Below are 19,427 nucleotides of genomic sequence, written 5' to 3'. Positions count from 1 at the left end.
ATGTAAAAACCAAAATTGTGTAATTCAAATCGTTCATACGCTTTCGTGTTGCAGATAGTTTTCTTTGCTGTTGAGGGTTCAAAAGCGCGTACATGCGCTTTGGATCGGAATGTGATCCCTCAGTGAATTACAGACATACCAGTCTGGATGTTATTGAATTGCAATAATATCAGTAGCATACTGTATTTTTGCACATGTCGGTAATCATTGCTTCACTAACACGACGTAATTAATCCAAGGAAGGAATCTCTGTGCTTTGGCCTGATAACGAATCCAACGTAGATCTACTGAATTATCAATCAATAAGTAATGCTATCGTTAAATTACTTAGCGATCAGAATCGACTTCCGGTTTCCATCGGGATACATGGAGATTGGGGGGCTGGTAAGTCGACGGTTTTATCCATGATCGAAGACTCCTATTCTGGTGACGATAAAACAGTATGTGTAAGGTTTAATAGTTGGTTATATCAGGGGTTAGAGGATGCTCAAACCGCGCTGATGCAGAAAATTACCAATGATTTAGTAAAGAACAGATCTGCAATTGAAGGATTTAAAGAAGCGGCAGATTCCTTTTTAAAACGGGTTGATTGGCTGAAGGCTGCTAAGAAGGTCGCTAATTGGGGCGTAACGGCTGCAACCGGCATTCCAACACCAAGCTCGGTTCAAGATTTATCGAATGCCATTGATGCATTAGTAACTAAAGCCGGAAGCTTGAATCAAGATGATATCAAAAGCGGACTGGGTGAACTAAAAACTTATATTGGTAGTGCTGAAAAAAGGCGGGTTGTTACTGAGATTACAGAGTTTCGCGAAGAATATAATAAACTGCTTAAAGCCGCCAAAATTGACCGATTAGTCATACTTGTTGATGATCTTGATCGATGTCTACCTGATACTGCAATAGCGACGATGGAAGCGATGAAACTGTTTTTGTTCATGCCTAAAACTGCCTTCATTATCGCTGCAGATGAAACAATGATTGAGTATTCCGTCCGTCGACACTTTCCCAACCTGTCTGAAGAGGTCGGTGGTATTGCTTATACGCGCAATTATTTAGAAAAGCTGATTCAAATTCCTTTCAGAATCCCTGCCTTAAATGAAAATGAAACGTCGGTATATTTATCTTTATTGGCATCACAAAGTATCTGTAATGATGGGAGTGATGAATTCAAGTGTGTACTTGAGCATGCACAGACAATGCTCAAAGAGCCTTGGACAAAGGCGAGCATATCGATTGAACAGTTTGAGGAGTGGACTGGGAAAAAGCTCTCAGGAGAGGAAAAAGAACTATTTTTCATGGCATCTCAAATTGCGCCTGCCTTAAATCAAGGAACCAAAGGGAACCCTCGACAGATCAAACGTTTTCTGAATGCTTTTATGACTCGGCTTTTAGTCGCCGAAAGTGCGGGCTATAAAGACGCTATAAAGGAAAATGTTCTAATTAAGCTGATGTTATTAGAGAGGTTTAACCCAAATGCTTATGAGTTGCTTAGGCTTGACTGTCTGAGTAATCCCGAGGGGAAACCTCACTCATTGAAAGCTATGGAAGATGCAGGGGACAATGAAGCCGAACATTTGGCAGTGCCATCAAATCAAAAGCCTGTCTTTGATGTTGAAAAAGATGATTGGTTAGGTAATTGGGTAAGTATTGAGCCTCAGCTGTCCGATGTAAAATTGACACCGTATTTCTTCCTAACCAGAGAGAAGGTCAAGTTTATGGGTTTCTCCCAAGGTAATGAATTGATTGAAAGAGCCATTAAACTCCTTTCGGGAGATGCCTTAGTCGTTGCAAGCGCACAAGCTACCATCGAGCAATTGTCGCCGGATGATGCTGATAAGCTGATGGATTTTCTAGTTACGAAAATTCAAAGTTTCGCCAGTGCAACACAAACGCCGGACTTCTATCATGGGGCGCATTTATTGTCCAAGTGTTTTAAAGAGCTCCAAAGTAAGCTGCTAAAAGGATTGGTCGCCATTCCAGAGAATAGAATAGGGGCGTGGGCGGTTTCTGGCTGGGAGCGAGTCGAATTAGGGGACGATGCTAAAAAAGAACTTCATGAGTTACTTAAAGACTGGTCTGAAAGTGAAAATAAAATACTAGCGAGAACATCAAAGCAGCAGCTAAAGAGGGATAAGTGATGGGAACATCGACACCGAACAAAGGCCCAAACAGTAATAATCCTCTTGTGCCCACCTGGCTTGAAGGAGGAGGCGAAGATACACAACCACAAGGCGGTGGAGATGGCGATCCAGATATTGTTCCACAACCGCAAATCAAGCCTGAAACAGGCCAACGTTTTAGAAACCCTCGTAGTGAGATGAACCGTTATTTTCGCACAGGCGATACAGGCTCGATGAAGAGCGGTGTTAGCCGATACGTGAAGAATACCGGAGGAAAAGGTTCAGCGACCAAAAGAATGGGGAGCTCAACAAAAGCAGCCGGTAACCTACTTTCTTTCTTGACGGATGTCGCACAGCGAGGAACAGAAGCTGTCGCTAAAAGCCTTAATTTAACGTTAAGACCCGACGAGACTGTGGATGAGTTGCTTCTTCGTGTTTCCGATCAAATCTGTGATGTTTCAACGAGCAATATCCCGGATGCTGTCGCTCGTAGTGCGTATATCGAAACGATTATAGAGATGACATCAACCATCGGAATCACCGATTTAGACGCTATAACTCCAGAACAAATTGAAGCGTCGTTAAGCTGCTTTATCGGCAAAAGTGTCACTGAAAGAATTATTAATGATATTGGCAATAACATTGTTGCTGAAAAAGCAGATCCCGTGCAGCTACAGAAAACCCTACGTGAATTGAGTGGATACATCGAAGGGTGTGCAAGTGACGCTATTTCTAAGCTGACCTCGGATGGGATGGATATTATGAATACGGCACTCGCTGATAAGATAAATGAAATTTATACCAGTGTATTTGAAATCCTTGAGTCTGTAGGCGGTGAAGAATGAAGAGATGTTCTGTTATAGGTTTAATTAACTCGACTGAGCAAGTTAAAGTCCCTAAGGATGATTTGATTGTGATCGTCGAATTGCCTCAGAATCAAATCGAAACGAAATATGGCCTGGGTGCATTTGTCGGTCGAGCGAAGAAACATTTAGTGTCACCAAACGAGTCTGCTTCCGAACTGCTAAATCTTTCAGCATTGGTTTACGCTGCAGATACTCGCATTAGTAGGGAGGAGTATTCTCAGGATGGCTGGACTCGAGAGTTTGCAATCTACTTCCCTGTTAACGATTTATCTGTATGGAAACCCATTAAAGACAAACTGGAAGAACTGTTGTCATTCATCACCGGTGATTTTTGGACATTGCATTTTCGAGAGAGAGAAGCGACTGATCGCTTAAATTGCATTGAGATTGAAGAGCCTGCGGAACCTGTTGAGGCTGTTTCGCTTCTATCAGGAGGATTAGACAGTTTCATTGGCGCTATTGACCTGCTAAGTGAAAATACCAACTGTTTGTTTGTAGGCCATTACTCAAAAGATGGTACACAAAACTATCAAAACGCTGTTGAGACTACCTTGTGCAAAGAGTACCCAGATTATTTTAAAGGTTATATTAAAGGCTGTTTAATATTCGATAAGAGTGTGTTTAAAACTGGGAATCAGGACATTAGTGCAGAAAATAGTCAGAGATCTCGTTCGTTTATGTTTCTATCCATGGCGGCATATCTAGCCTCTGGCATGGGGCAACTGTGTAAGTTGATTGTACCTGAGAACGGTTTTATTGCACTTAATGTGCCGCTGGATCCTCTTCGTCTGGGCGCGAATAGTACAAAGACCGTACATCCGCATTTTATGAGCCTCATGTCTGAGGTGTTCTCCGAATTGAATTTGAACATCGCTTTAGTCAACCCTTATCGCCATATGACTAAAGGTGAGATGATGAAAAATTGCCACAACCAACAGTTATTGACAAGACATGCACATGAAACCTTGTCGTGTGCATCCCCTGGTAAAATGCGTTGGGACAAGGACAACTTTAAGGCGCATAGACTCGGAGGTGCCGGCGGTCGCGGTAACTGTGGATACTGCTACCCTTGTTTGATACGGAAAGCATCGTTTAAGAAAGCGTTGATCGATGACAATACCACTTATGTTGCCATTCCTGACTTTGACAAAGCTAAAATCAGGGTAGGGAAGAAAGGATCTGTATATGCGGAGTCCAAAGACATCTTATCTGTTCAGTATGCTGGATACCGTCTCGCAAACGGCCTAATGAAGCCGAGCATTGAGATACATAAATCAGGGACCTTGCAGCGAGTATTTGGTGAATGGACGGACATTGCAGGCATGTACGAACGTGGGCTGAAAGAAGTGTATGAGTTAGTGAGAGATGTTAAGGTAGTGAGATCGAATTAAGTAGGACTGAAGGTAATGCTAAATAGCTGTATAAACTATGTCGATTTTCACTGCCATTGTGATCTGCTTCCTGGTTTTGCTTCCGAGACGTTTCAGTTAAATGAAGACGTGGCGGCTGTAGCCGTCACCACGACTCCATTGGCTTGGAGTAAAAATGTCGAGGTATCTAAACGAACAGCCGGTATGTACCCAGCATTAGGGATGCACCCTCAATTGGTCGGCTCTCGCTATGACGACCACTTTTCTTTTAGTCAGTTCGTCAATGGTACACAAATTATTGGTGAGATAGGATTGGACGGCTCTCAAGCATATAAGCAGACTCTAGATATGCAGGAAGCCGTCTTTTCACACATACTTGAATTGTGCTCTGAAGAGAAAATTGAACGGCTAATGTCTATTCATAGCTTGAAAGCTGAAGTTAGACTGATAAAACATTTCCAAAAATACGTGAGCTCCGCTCGCTATACACCTGTATTTCACTGGTTTACTGGGTCGGTTCCCCAGGCTAGTAAATTGTTAGACATGGGGGCTAAGTTCTCTATTAACTATAAAATGGTGAAAACTAAAGGTGGACAGGATTTGTTGTCGCACGTTCCTAAAGAGTCTGTGCTTATTGAAACTGATATGCCATTTACGAGTAAGAACTTGTCTTCCGAACATCACAGATCACTTTTGATGGAGACTGTCAGCAAAATTTCAACTATATGGAGCATGGCTGAAGAAGAATGCTCTGCTCTGATTTTAAGAAACTCAAGCGAGATTTTATCAAGGGTTCAAAACCAATGATGTGCATGTTGCATCTTCAACCTTCATGGCTTTATCCAGTGATGCAATCTGGCGATTATCTTTTCACATACTAACAAACGCCCGTAGTTTAATACCGCATTCGTTCTATAAAATGGCTGCTCAGTAAAAACTGGGACAGTCTCCATCTTTATCTGCTTCACCGACACCTAAACTGGTGCGGTTAAAGCGACCAGTCTGGTCATTGAGGATATCGATGATGAGCTGCACAACACCTTCTCTTGAAACTTCTGTGCCTTTAAAGTCTTCGCCTTTATGGGTGGTATCATATTTAGTTGTTTCCACAGCGTCATATAACCAGGTCAGGCGAAGCATGGTGTAATCAAGAGAGGATTCCTCATAAACGGCGACCGAATCAGCTTGTGCCTGAATTCTGTTAACTCCAACCATACGCTTGTTCCAATCACCGAACGGACCTTTTACTTCGTTATAAATACCCAGAATGGTTGCTCCGATGATACGTTTAATATTGTTAGCCAACATAGTATCTCTAATGATCTCTGATTCTTTTGCTTTACCCATACTGTTCAGGTAAATAGCATCAACACCATTCATTGCACAGGCAAGGAGTTCACGATTTGTGAAATCACCATCAACCAGTTTCACACGATTTGAATGGAAGTGTCTGAGTCTGCTATTTGCATTTCTCGCAAGCAGTACAAGTTGATGATCGGTTTCGTTGAGTAATCTTTGTATTAGCAGGCGGCTGATTCTGCCCGCAGATCCCAAAATAAGAATTTTCATAATATTTGCTAGTCGTATCTACATAACTTAAGGATACGTATAAACATTAAGCTGTTTAATAGGCAGTTACGGCTAGACATAATGAATTTAATTCATCAATGCGAAGATGACGTTTAGATAACAAATCAACCAGTTATCAACTTCAATAATACCATATAAAGTTAATGGTTATTGTTTGCCTTTGTTGCTTCTAATATATTGAATGCAGTTTGTTCAATTGTAAGAGGCTTTGTGTATTCCGAAACAATCCAGCCGCCATCTCCGTGATTTCCCGGACACCCATTCAGTTTAATCCGGACACTGTTTCCGGTACAAACGGTCGATTTTCCCACAAACTTCGGAATCACTTTCTGGTTGAGCGGAAATCCTGTCCGGTTGCTACGCAATATTATTTTTTGTTAAATAACTCACTATTCTCGTTATGCAGCGAATATTGGTACTTAAAGATATTCGCTCTTTAGCTGCTCTCTAGAGTAGGGTAGTGGTCCATCACTACCCTTAAACCTTCTGCGATAATTGAGACTATAAATGGATAAAGCTAATGTAATCTTATTTAATTTTATATCTCTTCCTGTTGATTATTTATAAACAAGTACATCTTTCCAGAAATCACATTTGTGCATTGCAGTGAAATCGTTGTTACTGAACGTTGAAAGCTCCGGAATATCCTGTGACAAATAAGATTGAGCGTTGGGATCGCTGGAATAGTCAGGCCAAATTTTTGGACCTTTACCATTAGGGTTGCCATAGCGAGCAAAATTAGTCCATCCTGCCACAATTTGATCCGAAAGTTTTTGTTGTTGAGCATTCAGTGGATGTTGAACACCTTTGTCACCACCATGGAATCCAGGGAATTGATATTGCAGATCTGCGGTGTGGTAAGCCATAGGCCTAAAGTCTGGCAAGTCAGGGAACATTGATGGTGCCGTCTGATCACGGAACTCATAAGCATATAATGGAACCTTGCCCGCCAATAAATGTGCACCATGTTGAATTCGACAAACCATCACATCACTCTGAATTGCAATCATACGCAGTTGTTCACTTTTGTATTCAGACGAAGGATAGTGAGTTAAAACTTTCTCTGGAGTATCTTTTGGATAGGATGGTGGTGTTCCGGCGTAACCCGCGTTACCACCGAAGGCAGAGTTTACATAGTTAGTGACATCCTCCTGTGTGATAGCTTTACCAGAGTAATAGACAGGGATAGCAGCGAAGAAACTACCTTCATCCTGTGTCGAACCATACATGATTGGCATCTTGTGGAATTCCCCTGATGCAAATGCAGTAGCACCACTACTTGGTAGGATCTTGCCATCCGCAACCGGAGTGACGACATAAGGGCCAAACTTGTCGACTGGGCCAGATAATTTCATGAGTTTATCGGCTGGTAGATTTCTTAAGCAGGTTGCTGTTGCTGCATCTACTCCGCGTCCGCATCCAGCGGCTTCAGCAAAGTTAATGGCTTTCTTTTCAGCAACAGACATTGGCGTTGCTGAAAGATAAGAGGCGCTACTTTGGATGATCGCACGTTGGAACATGCCTTTAGTTAATGGTGAGATCAAGTTATAAGCGACACTGGCTCCACCGGCAGATTGACCAGCAACAGTGATGTTGTCTGGGTTACCTCCAAATTTAGAAATGTTTTCTTTTGTCCAACGCAGTGCAAATTGCTGGTCAAGCAGGCCATAGTTAGCAAAAAGATGACCTTCTTTATTGAGCGCTGGGTGAGCAAAGAAACCTAACAAACTTAAGCGATAATTGACCGAAACAACGATGATATTTCCTTGGTTTGCGAGTTTGCTTGCATCATAATCACTGCTGGCACCATCAACAAAACCACCACCATGGATCCAGAACAGAACTGGTAATTTTTCATTGCCTGCCATTTTTGGAGCCGTCACATTCAGATAGAGACAGTCTTCATTGGTATTTGCCGGTCCTGCAAATACGCCAAGCAATGTTACCTGTCCGCAAGTTTTACCAAACGATGTTGCATCACGGACGTTTTTCCATTCGGTGTGTTCTACAGGTGGTTTCCAGCGTAGATCACCGACAGGTGGTTTAGCATAAGGGATGCCTCGATACTCAACAACGTTGTCTCTCGTCATCCCTTGAACAGGTCCTTTATTGGTTTCAACAATCAGATCCGGGTTTGCAATCGCTTGTTGACTTCCGAAACCGAGTGCCGCAATTACAAGTACAGACTTCCAATTTAGCAAATTTTTAATCCTTTGCATTTTTATTCAACTCCCATAGCATCATTACTTTATTGACATTTCAGGCTTCCAATAGATATCAAAGGGACTAAAAGTGCATTACCGCAATTTGTTGCCTAACCTGAAAATACAATAGTCAAATAAAGAATATTTTAAATGACGCGATAGAAATAGCTCCCGACAGTGCAAAGGGTTATAAAGAAAACTTATTAATGTGTATGTACTTACCAGGGCCAGCAACCATCAATATACATTGGTTGTATCCCAGAAAGAACATTGGTGATCTGATATGTAACGTCCTTTTGTTAATGAATGCGATTTTGGTAGCATCAGACGATAAACGTTTTCTTTTTTGCTGTTATAAGGCTTCCAGTTTTTCCATTTATTTGACTGAGTTAAAGTAACCCAATACTGAATAATTTCGTTGGATAATACTTCTTGCAGGTAATTTAGTACTATTGGCTGCCCAACTTTCCCCCCATGAAATCCAGGGAATAAATAAGCTAATTCAGCGGTATGATAAGCTCCTTGAGGGAATGTCGTGGGCTTTAAATAGGAAGGCGCAGTTCTATCTGAAAATTCATAAGCATACACCTTTGTATGTTCAGAAAGAGAATGCATAAGTCGATTTGCTGGACAAGAAAATAAATAATCCGTCATTACGGCAGAGTAAGCTTCACTTGCAGAATTATATTCACTGATCGGGTATTGTTGTTTAATAATAGTTGCCAGTTCTATTCCAAAAAAAGCGTCTAGAGTTTCGTAGTAGCTTTTTTCTGTTAGAGGTTTTTTCGTCTCATTTTCGGTAAAACCAGCAAAGAAACGTCCTTCATCGCGATTGGTGCCAACCATTACAGTGACATCATTAATTTGACCTTCTTGAATTGCTTGTGCTGGACTGATTGGCATGAAGTCACCATCAATAATTGTTTGATTTATCATGTATGGCGTTTGTGTAGCTAGAATTTGGCCTATTGTTAAATTACGTAAACATTCTGCATTTTGTTTTTTACAACCCACTGCAGTCGCAAAATCTGTGGCGACTTTTTCTGCAACATCAAGAGGGCGTGGTGCACCAAAATTAGGATATTTTAAAACCATAGATGAGCCGCTCATTATAACTGCATTCTGGAATTTCCCTTTATTCCACGGTGAGATTACTTGGGCTAAGACACTCGTACCGCCAGAAGACTCGCCGGCAATGGTTACATTTTTGGGATCCCCACCGAATGATGAAATGTTACGTTGTACCCAGTCTAAGGCAAAGCTTTGATCCATCTGACCATAGTTTGCGTAAGGTTTGTTCTCTTTTTTAATATCAGGGTGAGCGAAGAAACCAAACATCCCTAGACGATAGTTAAAAGTCACAACAATAGCATTCTGCTGCTCAACGATTTTACTCGGATCATAATCAGCACCCTGGCCAACCCAAAGGCTACCACCATGAATCCAAACAAAAACAGGAAGATCTTGTGTCATTTTTGCCGTACGAGGAGTGTAAACATTCAGGTAAAGACAATCTTCTTGCCCGCCAGGGGTCGCAAACGCGCCTAAATCCGAGTTTTGTACACATTGATTACTGATTTTGGTTGCATTATATGTTTCAGTCCATGGCTCGGGAGCTTGTGGTGGTTGCCATCTGAACTCACCAACTGGCGGTTTCGCATAAGGGATACCTAGATAAGAGAATAGTTTTCCATTATCAATACCTCGGATTGGACCACTGTCAATCATCGATACCGAGGTGGGTTGGTCATGCTCGTAAGAAAAGGCCGGAGTACCACATATAGTGGCAATTACGATAAGGAAAGTGGACAATTTTCTTGCAATATTTTTTTTCATAAAAAACTCAAATGTAGTTAGTTTAGAAAGGTAATTGGAATATATTTATTGTTTCTAATTGAAATTTAATAAAGTGTTAGTTGATTTATAGAAACACAAGTTGGATTATATAAGTAATTATTATTTCTTAATTTTACTCGTGACGATAAGAGCTGCAGTTATTTATTAATGAGGTAACTGCTTAATGAATCAAACTTACGAATAGATTAGTCATTACACCATTACAACTCTGAAATTTTCTGAGATAATAATGCATGCCTTATTTTGGGCAATACAGCTTTAGCTGCCATATAGCCAGCGTTTATAGCTGCTTGTTTTTCCTCTTCACTATCACTTTGCAGATCAAAATTTGGTTGGATAAGGATATCTGCACTGTTTAGATCGGCTTCTGAAAGTTTACATGTCAGCATTCTGAATGAAGAAAATGTTATCTGCATACCACTTTGATCTATGGAAGGTGCTGCTTGATTTCCGCAGTAGATATCAACGCCAATTACGACATCAGCTCCCAGTTCACGAGTATAGTTGACCGGCACGACATCCAGAAGACCGCCATCAACCAACACATTTCCCTGATTTTCGACAGGGATAAAAGCTCCGGGAATGGAAGAAGATGCCTGAACGGCATGACCCGGATTGCCTTTTGTTATCAGCATAGATTTTTGCTGACTGAGGTTGGTAGCAACCAAACCAATAGGGATCGGCATTTGAGTTAAATCTGACTGTTTAACTTGAGAGTTAATCCAATCGGAAAGTCTTGCACCGTCAATAAAACCACGCGATGAGAGAGTTATATCCAGAACATCAGACATTTCAACATTATTAATTGTATTTTCCAGATGTTGGTAATCCATTCCTGAAGCATAGAAAACCGCGGCAATAGAACCAGCTGAAACACCAGTTACTACGTTTGCATGAATATTGGCTTCCTTTAACGCTTTGATTACGCCAAGATGCATAAAGCCTCGGACACCACCGCCGCCAAAGGCAATACCAAGAGTCGGCGCTGATGTTTTATATTCTGCCTGCCGTTTAGTTTTTGTGAGATCGGGTGATACCAAGTCATTGTAGGTATTATTAACCTTAGAGCTACATCCGACAATGGATGCAAACAATATTAATAATGTCATAATTTTAAACATGCATTTACCAATAGTTTAACGATAGTAAAAAGATAAATGTGCTGAAAGTATCAGCACATTTGTTGAAAAATATAACATTTGTTCAAGTTGCGTTTTATACAAGAAATGATTGATGGGCTTATGAGCAAAAGTAAATAATGCTAGTTAATTGAACGGTATAAATGCTACTTTCTTTTTTGTTGTAGTCAGACCTTCTGATTTTGCGGCGATAATTTAAAGCTTACAGAAACATAAGCGGTAGTAATGATGGCGAGTATGATCAATGTCATGCAGCCATAAAAACCGACATTAATTTGATGTGAAAGCAGGTAGACCGCATCTAGCCCTTCTTTTCCTGATGAAGCATATAGAACGGCCAATACACTTAGGCCAAAAGTCCCGCCCATCTGATGCGCTACATTAATTAAGCCGGACGCAGCTCCTGTATCTTGTGAATCGACGCCTGCTACACCAGAGACTGTGAGAGGACCAAGAACTGCACCGTTTCCACAACCGACGACAATCATTGGTAGTAGCATTTGTTGCCAATAGTTATCTCCTGGAGCCATATTCGCCAGCATAGCAAATCCTATTGCACAGAAGCTCAGAGCTAATAGAGCAACACCGTGGTTACCGAGTCGTTTAGTCAGTTTAGGAACACATAAAGATGATAAGAAGGTAAATCCAGTCATCGGAACGAATCCTAATCCTGCCTCAACAGGCGTCATTAATAAGACTCGTTGCATAAACTGTGTGGAGAAAAAGAAAAAGCTGACCACTGCTCCTACAAATAGAAAGCGCGAAATATAGGCAGCTAACCGCTCTTTGCTTTTAAACAAATGCAGTGGAAGTAATGGTTGAGTGACTTTTGTTTCAACCAGTAAGAAGATGATGATTAGTGTGAGACCTCCTAAAATCATACTGAGCGTTATGTAATCGCTCCAGCCGTTAGCTGATGAGTTGATAATTCCGTAAATAATTGCAGACATGCCTAATGTTGAAGTGACCGCACCTTGAACATCGAGTTTGCCTTGTTGCTGGTCGGTTTCGACTAGTAGCTTGTTCGTTGCAGCATAAAGAATGAGACCAACAGGGACATTAACCAAGAATCCGACTCGCCAGGAAAGTAAGCCGGCGAACAACCCGCCTAAAACTAAACCTGCCGTTGCTCCAATTCCAGCTGTTGCTGCATAAAACGAAAGCGCCTTAACTCGTTCTTGTCCTTCTTTAAAATAGGATGATAAAAGAGCTAAAGTTGTCGGGGCCAGGATTGCAGCACTGGTTCCTTGAATGATTCTCGCTGTGATCATAATCGTAGCTGATGGCGCACAGCCGATAATTAAGGATGACACTGTGAACACAAGAAGACCAAATCGGAAAATGCGTTTGCGTCCTAGAATGTCACCCGCTCTGGCTCCTAGCATTAATAAGCTACCAAAGCTTAATGTATAAGCGTTTTGCACCCACGAAAGGCCTACCTGGCTAAAGCCAAGACTTTCCTGAATTTGTGGTAGCCCGGTGATCACTACTGAAGTATCTAGCAAAATTAACAGGTAGGTCGCCAAAATGACTATCAGCGCGTTAATTTGCGATTTATTAAAACTTGCCATAACTTGTCCTCACAAAATGAGTACTCAGTTTAACGTTGGCAATTTTGTGAATTAAGCTGGCAAATTGAAATAGACTTATAAGAAAATTTGATTAATCAATGGGTGACTTATCTTATTATTACTGTGGTTTTAATGCATCGATCAACAATCTGAATAATGGAGAAGGGTTTCGAGCAGGATAGTACATATAATATCCATCGTAAGTAATCGACCATTCGTCAAGTAGTGTGACTAATTTGCCGTTTGCAATGTCATCGGTGACCATTGTTGCTGGAACCCATGCCAGTCCAAGTCCTTCTTTTGCGGCTTTGATTAATAAATTAGCATGATTAACAATCATCGCTGATTCAGGTTTGACGATGATGGTATTTTGTTGATTGGTCTCTGTGAGATCGTTGAATTCCCAATTCATTATGTTCTCATGACTGGGAAGCCGGAGGGTAAGACAGCGATAGGCATTGATCTTATTCGGATGCGTGGGGCTACCCGCTTGGACAATATAATCCGGAGAGGCAACTAAAATCATCCGCATGTCCGGAGTCACTTTTACCGCGATCATATCTTTATCAACATGCCCACCGAGTCGGATACCGACATCGTAACGTTCTTTTACGATATCCGTCATCGCATAATCACTGGCAATTTCGAGCACAATATCTGGGTATTGTTTAATAAATCCGCTTAACTTATCCCACAACAGAAAGCTAACGACATGTTCGGTGCAGTTAATACGTAATGTTCCTCTTGGCGAATCACGAAACTCGTTTAAGTGATTTAACTTTTGTGAAATCTGGTTAATTAAAGGTTCTATATCATTTAGTAACTGCTCTCCAGCCTGAGTTGGAGATACGCTGCGAGTGGTACGATTGAGCAGCTTGATCCCTACCTGATTTTCTAAGGTTCGGATTGTATAACTGAGGGCTGATTGCGAGACACCAAGATGACTGGCTGCTTTGGTAAAACTGCCCATTTTGGCTACTAGAACAAATGCCCGAAGATCATTAAGGTTTTCTGTCATATCAGCATACCACCTTGCTATATTTTGTACGGATTATGCTAACTAGTTTATTAAAAAAGTCAAAATTATTCTAATCTCTAATGATTTATAAGTGAATTAATAAAAAAAACACATAAGGCTTATAAAAAGTAACCCACTAGTTTATCGGTACACTGAACAGTAATATTTATGTGAAAATAGTTGAATTTTTGTGTTTTAAAACTTAAGTCAAATTTCCATAAAAAGGAGATAGTAAATTGGAAGTTATGCAGCAAATGATAATTTTTTCATTGCTTATTGGGGTTGGTGTTATAGCTCGTCGAGTTGGTGTGCTTACTCTTAGTAATATACCTCAGTTTACTTCACTGGTTTTTAATTTTGCTATGCCTGCAATTATTCTTGCTGGTATTACTGGTGATGAAGTTCATATTGAGGGACGTGAACTTATGATGGTTTTTTATGCCGCAATAGTGACCATCGGGCTACTGATTATTAGTAGTGCTATTCTCTCGCGAATACTTGGCTACGGTAAAGAATTTCATGGTGTGATTATTGTTATGACCACATTTACCAATATTTCCATGATGGGAATACCAATGGTTTACTCACTATTTGGTCCTTCAGCGATGATCTATATGACAGTCTTTTTATTGCCTTATAATTTGCTGTTTTTTTCTTATGGCTACTATTGTCTACGTGACAGAAGCAACCAAGAAAAAAGTTTTAACTGGAAAAATATAAGCAAAGCTCTTAATCCTGGCATTATTGCATGCGTGGTTGCGTTGTTACTTTATGTTGTCAATATTGAGATCCCTAATGTAATTGCTCAACCTATTCGTATGCTTGGAGCGGTGACAGGTCCGATATCGATGATGTTGATAGGTTCTTTTCTTGTAGATATGAATTGGAAAGAGGTGTTTAGTGACGTAAAACTCTGGTTTTATACTCTTGGTAAGATGATTGTGATCCCGGTCATAATTATGCTGATTATGAAACAATTTACCGATAATCATCTTCTTCTAGGTGTGCTTCTTGCCGCAGTCTCTACGCCAGCCGGTGCGGGGGTTCCATTACTGGCTCAGGCGCTTAATAAAAAAGTCTATCCGTTAGCTCTTAAAGGCGCAACGTTCACTACTCTTACCGCAGTATTCACTATGCCGATTGTCGCGATTATCACTGGGCTTACTTAAGTCTATATCGAATACACATTTTATTAAGTTATCAGAATGAGATACCGAATTATGGTTAATAATAAAGCGCTCAATAGTGTTGTAGCACTATGTTTGTTCGCTCTTCTCAGTGGTTGTACTACTAAGCCTTCGGAAAATAATATTGCTTTGGAAACAATCACCTTAAAGACTCAGGGAAGCTTCGCTGTCGGAGGCTCCACGGTAAAACATAGCGGGACTTTCTCAGAGGAAAACTTCCTTGCGCCAGAGGGACAGACAGCTTACGGGGATCATGCTTATACTTTTTATCAGATCCCACTTCATGCTCACAAATACCCGTTGGTATTTCAGCATGGTGGTGCGCAGACAAAACGAACCTGGGAAAGTACTCCGGATGGGCGCGATGGTTTTCAGAATATTTTTCTGAAGAAAGATTACAGTGTTTATCTGGTTGATCAACCTAGGATGGGAGAGGCTGGTTTGGCCACAAAAGCAGATGATGGTATGAACCCGTGGGCCGGAAATCCTTTGTATGCTGATAAAACCCTATTTTTGCTTTCCCGCGTTGGTGACCAAAATGGTGTATTTAAAAACTCTCAGTTTCCGGATGACCCTGCAAGTATTGATGCATTTCAACGCTCGTGGAACCCTTATTCAGGAGAACTGGATAACGATCTAAATGCGAAAACTTTGGCTCAATTGTTCACTAAAATAGGACCGGGTATTCTTATTACTCATTCAATGGGGGGAACGATTGGTTGGAGAACACCGTTCTACACCGAAAATGTCAAAGCTATAGTGGCTTATGAACCGGGTGGTACGCCATTTATCTTCCCTGAGAATGAGATGCCAACCCCTGTTTCTACGACATTTGCACCACTGGCAGCTTCTGCTTTAGGCGTTCCTATGAATGATTTCTTAAAGCTCACACAGATACCAATTATTCTCTACTACGGAGATTACATTGCGGATAAAGCGACTTCGGCAGTAGGGCCTGATAAATGGCGCAGTGAGTACGAAATGGCTAAGCAGTTTGTTGCTGCAGTGAACCGTCATGGTGGAGATGCAACGTTAGTGCATCTCCCAGATATAGGAATTAAAGGCAATTCCCATTTTCTGATGGCTGAAAAAAATAATCTTCAGTTGGCTGATTTGATGAGCCAATGGTTACATAGCAAAGGGTTAGACAAATAACTAATCATCGGAAAAGCATGTGTTTTTCTCTACAATATCTGCCATGTAGGTGGCAGATATTGCTTACTTTTATCCAGTCTGCTCTACCATCTTCTGTTAACCGATTATGCAAAATAATTAGCTTAACCAGTCAGCATCTTTGTTAATTAACTTATAATTTAACCATATTAATAAAAAATTTGTATAAGTCTATTCGAGTTTTCCCTCCTAATCATTCGGATGGAATCTAGCTATAGTAGTGCTCATCCTATTTCCATTTCCTTTCTCTCTGAAGTGGATCTTTTCGAACAAACGAAGGAATTATTATGACCAGTATCAAGTTGAATAACGGTGTCGATATGCCGATGTTGGGTTTTGGCGTATTTCAGGTAAACGACCCTGCTGAATGCGAACGAGTTGTCGCCCAAGCCATTGAAACAGGCTATCGTCATATTGACACCGCAGCGTCGTATCAAAATGAAACTCAGGTTGGTAATGCGATTAAGAATGTTGGAATTAAGCGTGAAGAGCTGTTTGTGACCACCAAATTGTGGTTACAGGATACCAACTATGAAGGTGCGAAAGCTCAATTTGAACGTTCATTGAATCGCTTACAGATGGATTATGTTGATCTGTATTTAATTCACCAACCGTATGGCGATGTTCATGGGGCCTGGCGCGCCATGGAAGAGTTATATGAAGCAGGAAAAATCCGTGCGATTGGTGTAAGTAATTTCACTCCAGACCGAGTGGCGGATTTAATGGCGTTTCACACCGTAAAACCAGCAGTCAATCAAATTGAAGTAAACCCGTTTAATCAGCAATTACATGCAGCGCCTTGGCTGCAAAGTAAGGGTATTCAGCCAGAAGCGTGGGCCCCGTTTGCGGAGGGTCGAAACAATCTCTTCCAACATCCAGTTCTTAAGGGAATCGGAGACAAATACGGTAAATCAATCGGGCAAGTAATCCTGCGTTGGTTAGTGCAAAGAAACATTATTACTTTGGCTAAAACGGTCAGTGTTGAACGTATGAAAGAGAACTTAGCAGTATTGGATTTCGAACTGACTAGTGAGGATATGTTAGCGATCACAGCACTCGATACTGCAACCAGTGCGTTTTTCTCACATCGTGATCCGGCCATGGTTGAGTGGCTAACTGCCCGTAAGCTTAACGTTTAATTCATTTTAAGGAGAGTGATTCCTATGAAGTTGATAAATAAATCCCGCTTAGCGCTTGTGTGTTTATCATTGCTACCGATTGCTGCAATTAATGCAGCAACAACCAGTAACGTTAAGCCTTTGATTATTGCCGAACAAGGTAATTTCGCATCAGGTGGTACTGTCATTGAAAGTGACGGTACTTTTGATGGTAAAGCGCTATTTAATCCACAAGGACAGACTTTACATGGGGATCATGCCTCTGTTTTTTATCAAATCCCTGAAAATGCCCGACCATATCCATTGGTGTTCTTACATGGTGCCGGTCAGTCAGCCAAAACTTGGGGGACCACACCAGACGGGCGAGAAGGTTTTCAAAATATCTTCTTGCGTAAAGGATTCGGTGTTTATCTGATAGATCAACCACGAAGAGGTCAAGCGGGTCAGTCAACGATTACGGCAGAGGTGAAAGCAACCACCTATGACCAAATGTGGTTCAATATGTTTCGTCTGGGTCAGTGGCCGGAGTTTTTTGATGGTGTTCAATTCCCACAAAATGAACAGGCTTTGAACCAATATTTTCGTCAGATGACACCAAACACCGGCCCATACGATGAGCAGGTTATTAGTGATGCTGTCAGTCAGGTATTCGACCGTTCAGGTGATGGTGTATTAGTTACTCACTCTCAAGGTGGTGGTCCAGGATGGTGGACAGCGATTAAATCCGACAGAGTAAAAGGTATTGTTGCTTATGAACCGGGTAGCGGTTTTGTTTTCCCTGAAGGTGAAGTTCCGGAATCTATGCCCAGCGGGACGGGGGATCTTACGGCAACTCCGGTGAGCAAAGAGCAGTTTAAAAAGCTGACCAAAATGCCAATTGTGATTTATTACGGTGACAACATACCAGCTGAAGTTAATGATAATCCGGGACAGGATAACTGGCGAGTCAGGGTGAAAATGGCAAAGGCATGGGCTGATACTGTCAATCAATATGGTGGTCATGCACAGGTTGTTGAACTCCCTAATCTGGGCCTGAAAGGCAATACACATTTCCCGTTTTCAGATCTGAACAATCAACAAGTTGCTGATGTATTAAGTAACTGGCTTAAAGATAACAAGCTTAATTAAATAACGAGAAGGAGAGGCGATAATGACATTGAGTACAAGTGGACAGATTTATCGCCTATTCCAAGTATTACGGTGTTGGTTATGCGGAATCTTTATTTCTTCTGGTTATTTTTATTCTGCAAACGCGTTTTGTTTAGAGGACAGAAATTCAATGCTTACTGTCAGTAGTACGGTGGGTGATTTAGTAAAACACCCGTCATTCTCTGGGTTCTCCGAGAGATTATTGCCAAAACTTACTGATGTCACGCAAAGTACTTTGAGTCTGGATCAAGTAGGGAAATTGATGCCATACCATAGTGCATTTAATCCTGAAGATATGATTGGTGCATTGAACCGCTTAATTACGCTCCGACAGCAAGGTCAGCAAGTCTTCCACGACTACTATTCTGAACCAGAATTAAATCGTTCTCCGGATAAGCGGGCGACAGGTCTGGTGTATTACAAAAGTAAGCCTAATGCACCGTTTGTTATAGTCGTTCCTGGAGGAGGATTCGAATATGTTGGTTCTTTGCACGAAGGGTTTCCAATTGCAAAAGCCATTGGAGATTCAGGCATAAATGCATTTGTTCTGGTTTATCGAACCGGGCAAGGTAACCGAGTCGGCACAGAAGATCTGGCTCATGCGGTTGACTACATTACTGAACATGCAGATGAATTTGAAGTAAACAAAGATCATTACGCAGTTTGGGGAGCTTCTGCTGGTGCAAGAATGGTAGCGAACATAGGTAGCAAATCACCTTTAGCATTTGGTGGAAGGACCAATCACCGGCCTGATTGTGTGGTCATGCTCTATACCGGTCACACGAGTTACTCCCCGAATGATCCACCGACTTATGCTGTTGTGGGTGAAAAAGACTGGATAGCATCTCCTGATGTCATGCGAACGCGGATTAATGTATTACGTGCTTTGGGAATTAGAGCCGAGTTCCACGAATATCCTAATATTGGACACGGGTTTGCGTTAGGCACAGGTACTCCTGCTCAAGGGTGGTTAAATGAAGCATTGGATTTTTGTACGAGCGAGTTTAATAGGAAGCAGCCGGTATGTCATTTGTGAATTTTGTTCAAAAGCCTTTGCGAATA

At 41.4% G+C, this 19,427-nt stretch carries 15 protein-coding genes; 9 read left to right on the top strand and 6 right to left on the bottom strand.

From position 1 onward, the window contains the following. Nucleotides 1-251: 251 nt before the first annotated feature. From qatA to ACFFUV_RS05890, 4 genes are read left to right on the top strand one after another with little or no spacing between them, the layout of a single operon-like run. On the top strand, nucleotides 252-2,141 hold the full coding sequence (qatA, locus tag ACFFUV_RS05905; RefSeq protein WP_390190442.1) for a Qat anti-phage system ATPase QatA: 1,890 nt from the start codon (nucleotides 252-254) through the stop codon (nucleotides 2,139-2,141). Further along, complete coding sequence (gene qatB, locus ACFFUV_RS05900) at nucleotides 2,141-2,968, top strand: Qat anti-phage system associated protein QatB (protein ID WP_390190440.1); 828 nt, start codon at nucleotides 2,141-2,143, stop codon at nucleotides 2,966-2,968. The genes qatA and qatB overlap by 1 nt, the downstream gene beginning before the upstream one ends. Further along, entirely contained in the window at nucleotides 2,965-4,380 is a 1,416-nt protein-coding gene (gene qatC / locus ACFFUV_RS05895) for a Qat anti-phage system QueC-like protein QatC (protein WP_390190438.1), read from the top strand. The genes qatB and qatC overlap by 4 nt, the downstream gene beginning before the upstream one ends. A 15-nt stretch (nucleotides 4,381-4,395) precedes the next feature. Then, nucleotides 4,396-5,166: a TatD family hydrolase gene (locus tag ACFFUV_RS05890; RefSeq protein WP_390190435.1), complete on the top strand. Its 771-nt coding sequence runs from the start codon at nucleotides 4,396-4,398 to the stop codon at nucleotides 5,164-5,166. A gap of 120 nt (nucleotides 5,167-5,286) precedes the next feature. Here ACFFUV_RS05890 and ACFFUV_RS05885 read toward each other — a convergent pair whose 3' ends face one another. The 6 genes from ACFFUV_RS05885 to ACFFUV_RS05860 form a co-directional block, all read right to left on the bottom strand. Beyond that, nucleotides 5,287-5,928, bottom strand: coding sequence for an NAD(P)H-binding protein (locus ACFFUV_RS05885; protein WP_390190434.1), 642 nt, complete (start codon nucleotides 5,926-5,928; stop codon nucleotides 5,287-5,289). A 578-nt stretch (nucleotides 5,929-6,506) separates the two neighbouring features. Next, nucleotides 6,507-8,150, bottom strand: coding sequence for a carboxylesterase/lipase family protein (locus tag ACFFUV_RS05880; protein WP_390190433.1), 1,644 nt, complete (start codon nucleotides 8,148-8,150; stop codon nucleotides 6,507-6,509). A 240-nt stretch (nucleotides 8,151-8,390) separates the two neighbouring features. Next, on the bottom strand, nucleotides 8,391-9,989 hold the full coding sequence (locus tag ACFFUV_RS05875; RefSeq protein WP_390190431.1) for a carboxylesterase/lipase family protein: 1,599 nt from the start codon (nucleotides 9,987-9,989) through the stop codon (nucleotides 8,391-8,393). Between the two features lie 221 nt (nucleotides 9,990-10,210). Continuing rightward, entirely contained in the window at nucleotides 10,211-11,131 is a 921-nt protein-coding gene (locus ACFFUV_RS05870) for a patatin-like phospholipase family protein (protein ID WP_390190429.1), read from the bottom strand. Nucleotides 11,132-11,316: 185 nt separating this feature from the next. Next, a complete protein-coding gene (locus ACFFUV_RS05865) occupies nucleotides 11,317-12,720 on the bottom strand; it encodes an MFS transporter (RefSeq protein ID WP_390190428.1) in 1,404 nt (467 codons plus the stop codon). Between the two features lie 118 nt (nucleotides 12,721-12,838). Further along, nucleotides 12,839-13,738: a LysR substrate-binding domain-containing protein gene (locus tag ACFFUV_RS05860; RefSeq protein ID WP_390190426.1), complete on the bottom strand. Its 900-nt coding sequence runs from the start codon at nucleotides 13,736-13,738 to the stop codon at nucleotides 12,839-12,841. A gap of 245 nt (nucleotides 13,739-13,983) precedes the next feature. Here ACFFUV_RS05860 and ACFFUV_RS05855 point away from each other — a divergent pair, with 245 nt between their 5' ends. The 5 genes from ACFFUV_RS05855 (at nucleotide 13,984) to ACFFUV_RS05835 (ending at nucleotide 19,401) form a co-directional block, all read left to right on the top strand. After that, nucleotides 13,984-14,907, top strand: coding sequence for an AEC family transporter (locus ACFFUV_RS05855; RefSeq protein ID WP_390191870.1), 924 nt, complete (start codon nucleotides 13,984-13,986; stop codon nucleotides 14,905-14,907). Nucleotides 14,908-14,958: 51 nt separating this feature from the next. Next, nucleotides 14,959-16,080, top strand: coding sequence for an alpha/beta hydrolase (locus tag ACFFUV_RS05850; protein ID WP_390190424.1), 1,122 nt, complete (start codon nucleotides 14,959-14,961; stop codon nucleotides 16,078-16,080). Nucleotides 16,081-16,385: 305 nt separating this feature from the next. After that, a complete protein-coding gene (locus ACFFUV_RS05845) occupies nucleotides 16,386-17,237 on the top strand; it encodes an aldo/keto reductase (RefSeq protein WP_390190423.1) in 852 nt (283 codons plus the stop codon). 24 nt (nucleotides 17,238-17,261) lie between these two features. Further along, nucleotides 17,262-18,344, top strand: coding sequence for an alpha/beta hydrolase (locus ACFFUV_RS05840; protein ID WP_390190421.1), 1,083 nt, complete (start codon nucleotides 17,262-17,264; stop codon nucleotides 18,342-18,344). A 22-nt stretch (nucleotides 18,345-18,366) separates the two neighbouring features. Beyond that, complete coding sequence (locus tag ACFFUV_RS05835) at nucleotides 18,367-19,401, top strand: alpha/beta hydrolase (protein WP_390190420.1); 1,035 nt, start codon at nucleotides 18,367-18,369, stop codon at nucleotides 19,399-19,401. Nucleotides 19,402-19,427: the final 26 nt, after the last annotated feature.

It is taken from the genome of Vibrio olivae (assembly GCF_042428525.1).
GTDB classification, from domain to species: Bacteria; Pseudomonadota; Gammaproteobacteria; order Enterobacterales; family Vibrionaceae; genus Vibrio; species Vibrio olivae.
Note: the sequence above shows the minus strand (reverse complement) of the source record. Positions and strands in the feature narration are given on the sequence as shown.

Excerpts from the sequence above, each read along its gene's own strand:
- qatB (WP_390190440.1), top strand. The coding sequence starts at position 2,141 with ATGGGAACATCGACACCGAACAAAGGCCCAAACAGTAATAATCCTCTT.
- qatC (WP_390190438.1), top strand. The coding sequence starts at position 2,965 with ATGAAGAGATGTTCTGTTATAGGTTTAATTAACTCGACTGAGCAAGTT.
- ACFFUV_RS05890 (WP_390190435.1), top strand. The coding sequence starts at position 4,396 with ATGCTAAATAGCTGTATAAACTATGTCGATTTTCACTGCCATTGTGAT.
- ACFFUV_RS05885 (WP_390190434.1), bottom strand. The coding sequence starts at position 5,928 with ATGAAAATTCTTATTTTGGGATCTGCGGGCAGAATCAGCCGCCTGCTA.
- ACFFUV_RS05875 (WP_390190431.1), bottom strand. The coding sequence starts at position 9,989 with ATGAAAAAAAATATTGCAAGAAAATTGTCCACTTTCCTTATCGTAATT.
- ACFFUV_RS05870 (WP_390190429.1), bottom strand. The coding sequence starts at position 11,131 with ATGTTTAAAATTATGACATTATTAATATTGTTTGCATCCATTGTCGGA.
- ACFFUV_RS05865 (WP_390190428.1), bottom strand. The coding sequence starts at position 12,720 with ATGGCAAGTTTTAATAAATCGCAAATTAACGCGCTGATAGTCATTTTG.
- ACFFUV_RS05860 (WP_390190426.1), bottom strand. The coding sequence starts at position 13,738 with ATGACAGAAAACCTTAATGATCTTCGGGCATTTGTTCTAGTAGCCAAA.
- ACFFUV_RS05855 (WP_390191870.1), top strand. The coding sequence starts at position 13,984 with ATGCAGCAAATGATAATTTTTTCATTGCTTATTGGGGTTGGTGTTATA.
- ACFFUV_RS05850 (WP_390190424.1), top strand. The coding sequence starts at position 14,959 with ATGGTTAATAATAAAGCGCTCAATAGTGTTGTAGCACTATGTTTGTTC.
- ACFFUV_RS05845 (WP_390190423.1), top strand. The coding sequence starts at position 16,386 with ATGACCAGTATCAAGTTGAATAACGGTGTCGATATGCCGATGTTGGGT.
- ACFFUV_RS05840 (WP_390190421.1), top strand. The coding sequence starts at position 17,262 with ATGAAGTTGATAAATAAATCCCGCTTAGCGCTTGTGTGTTTATCATTG.
- ACFFUV_RS05835 (WP_390190420.1), top strand. The coding sequence starts at position 18,367 with ATGACATTGAGTACAAGTGGACAGATTTATCGCCTATTCCAAGTATTA.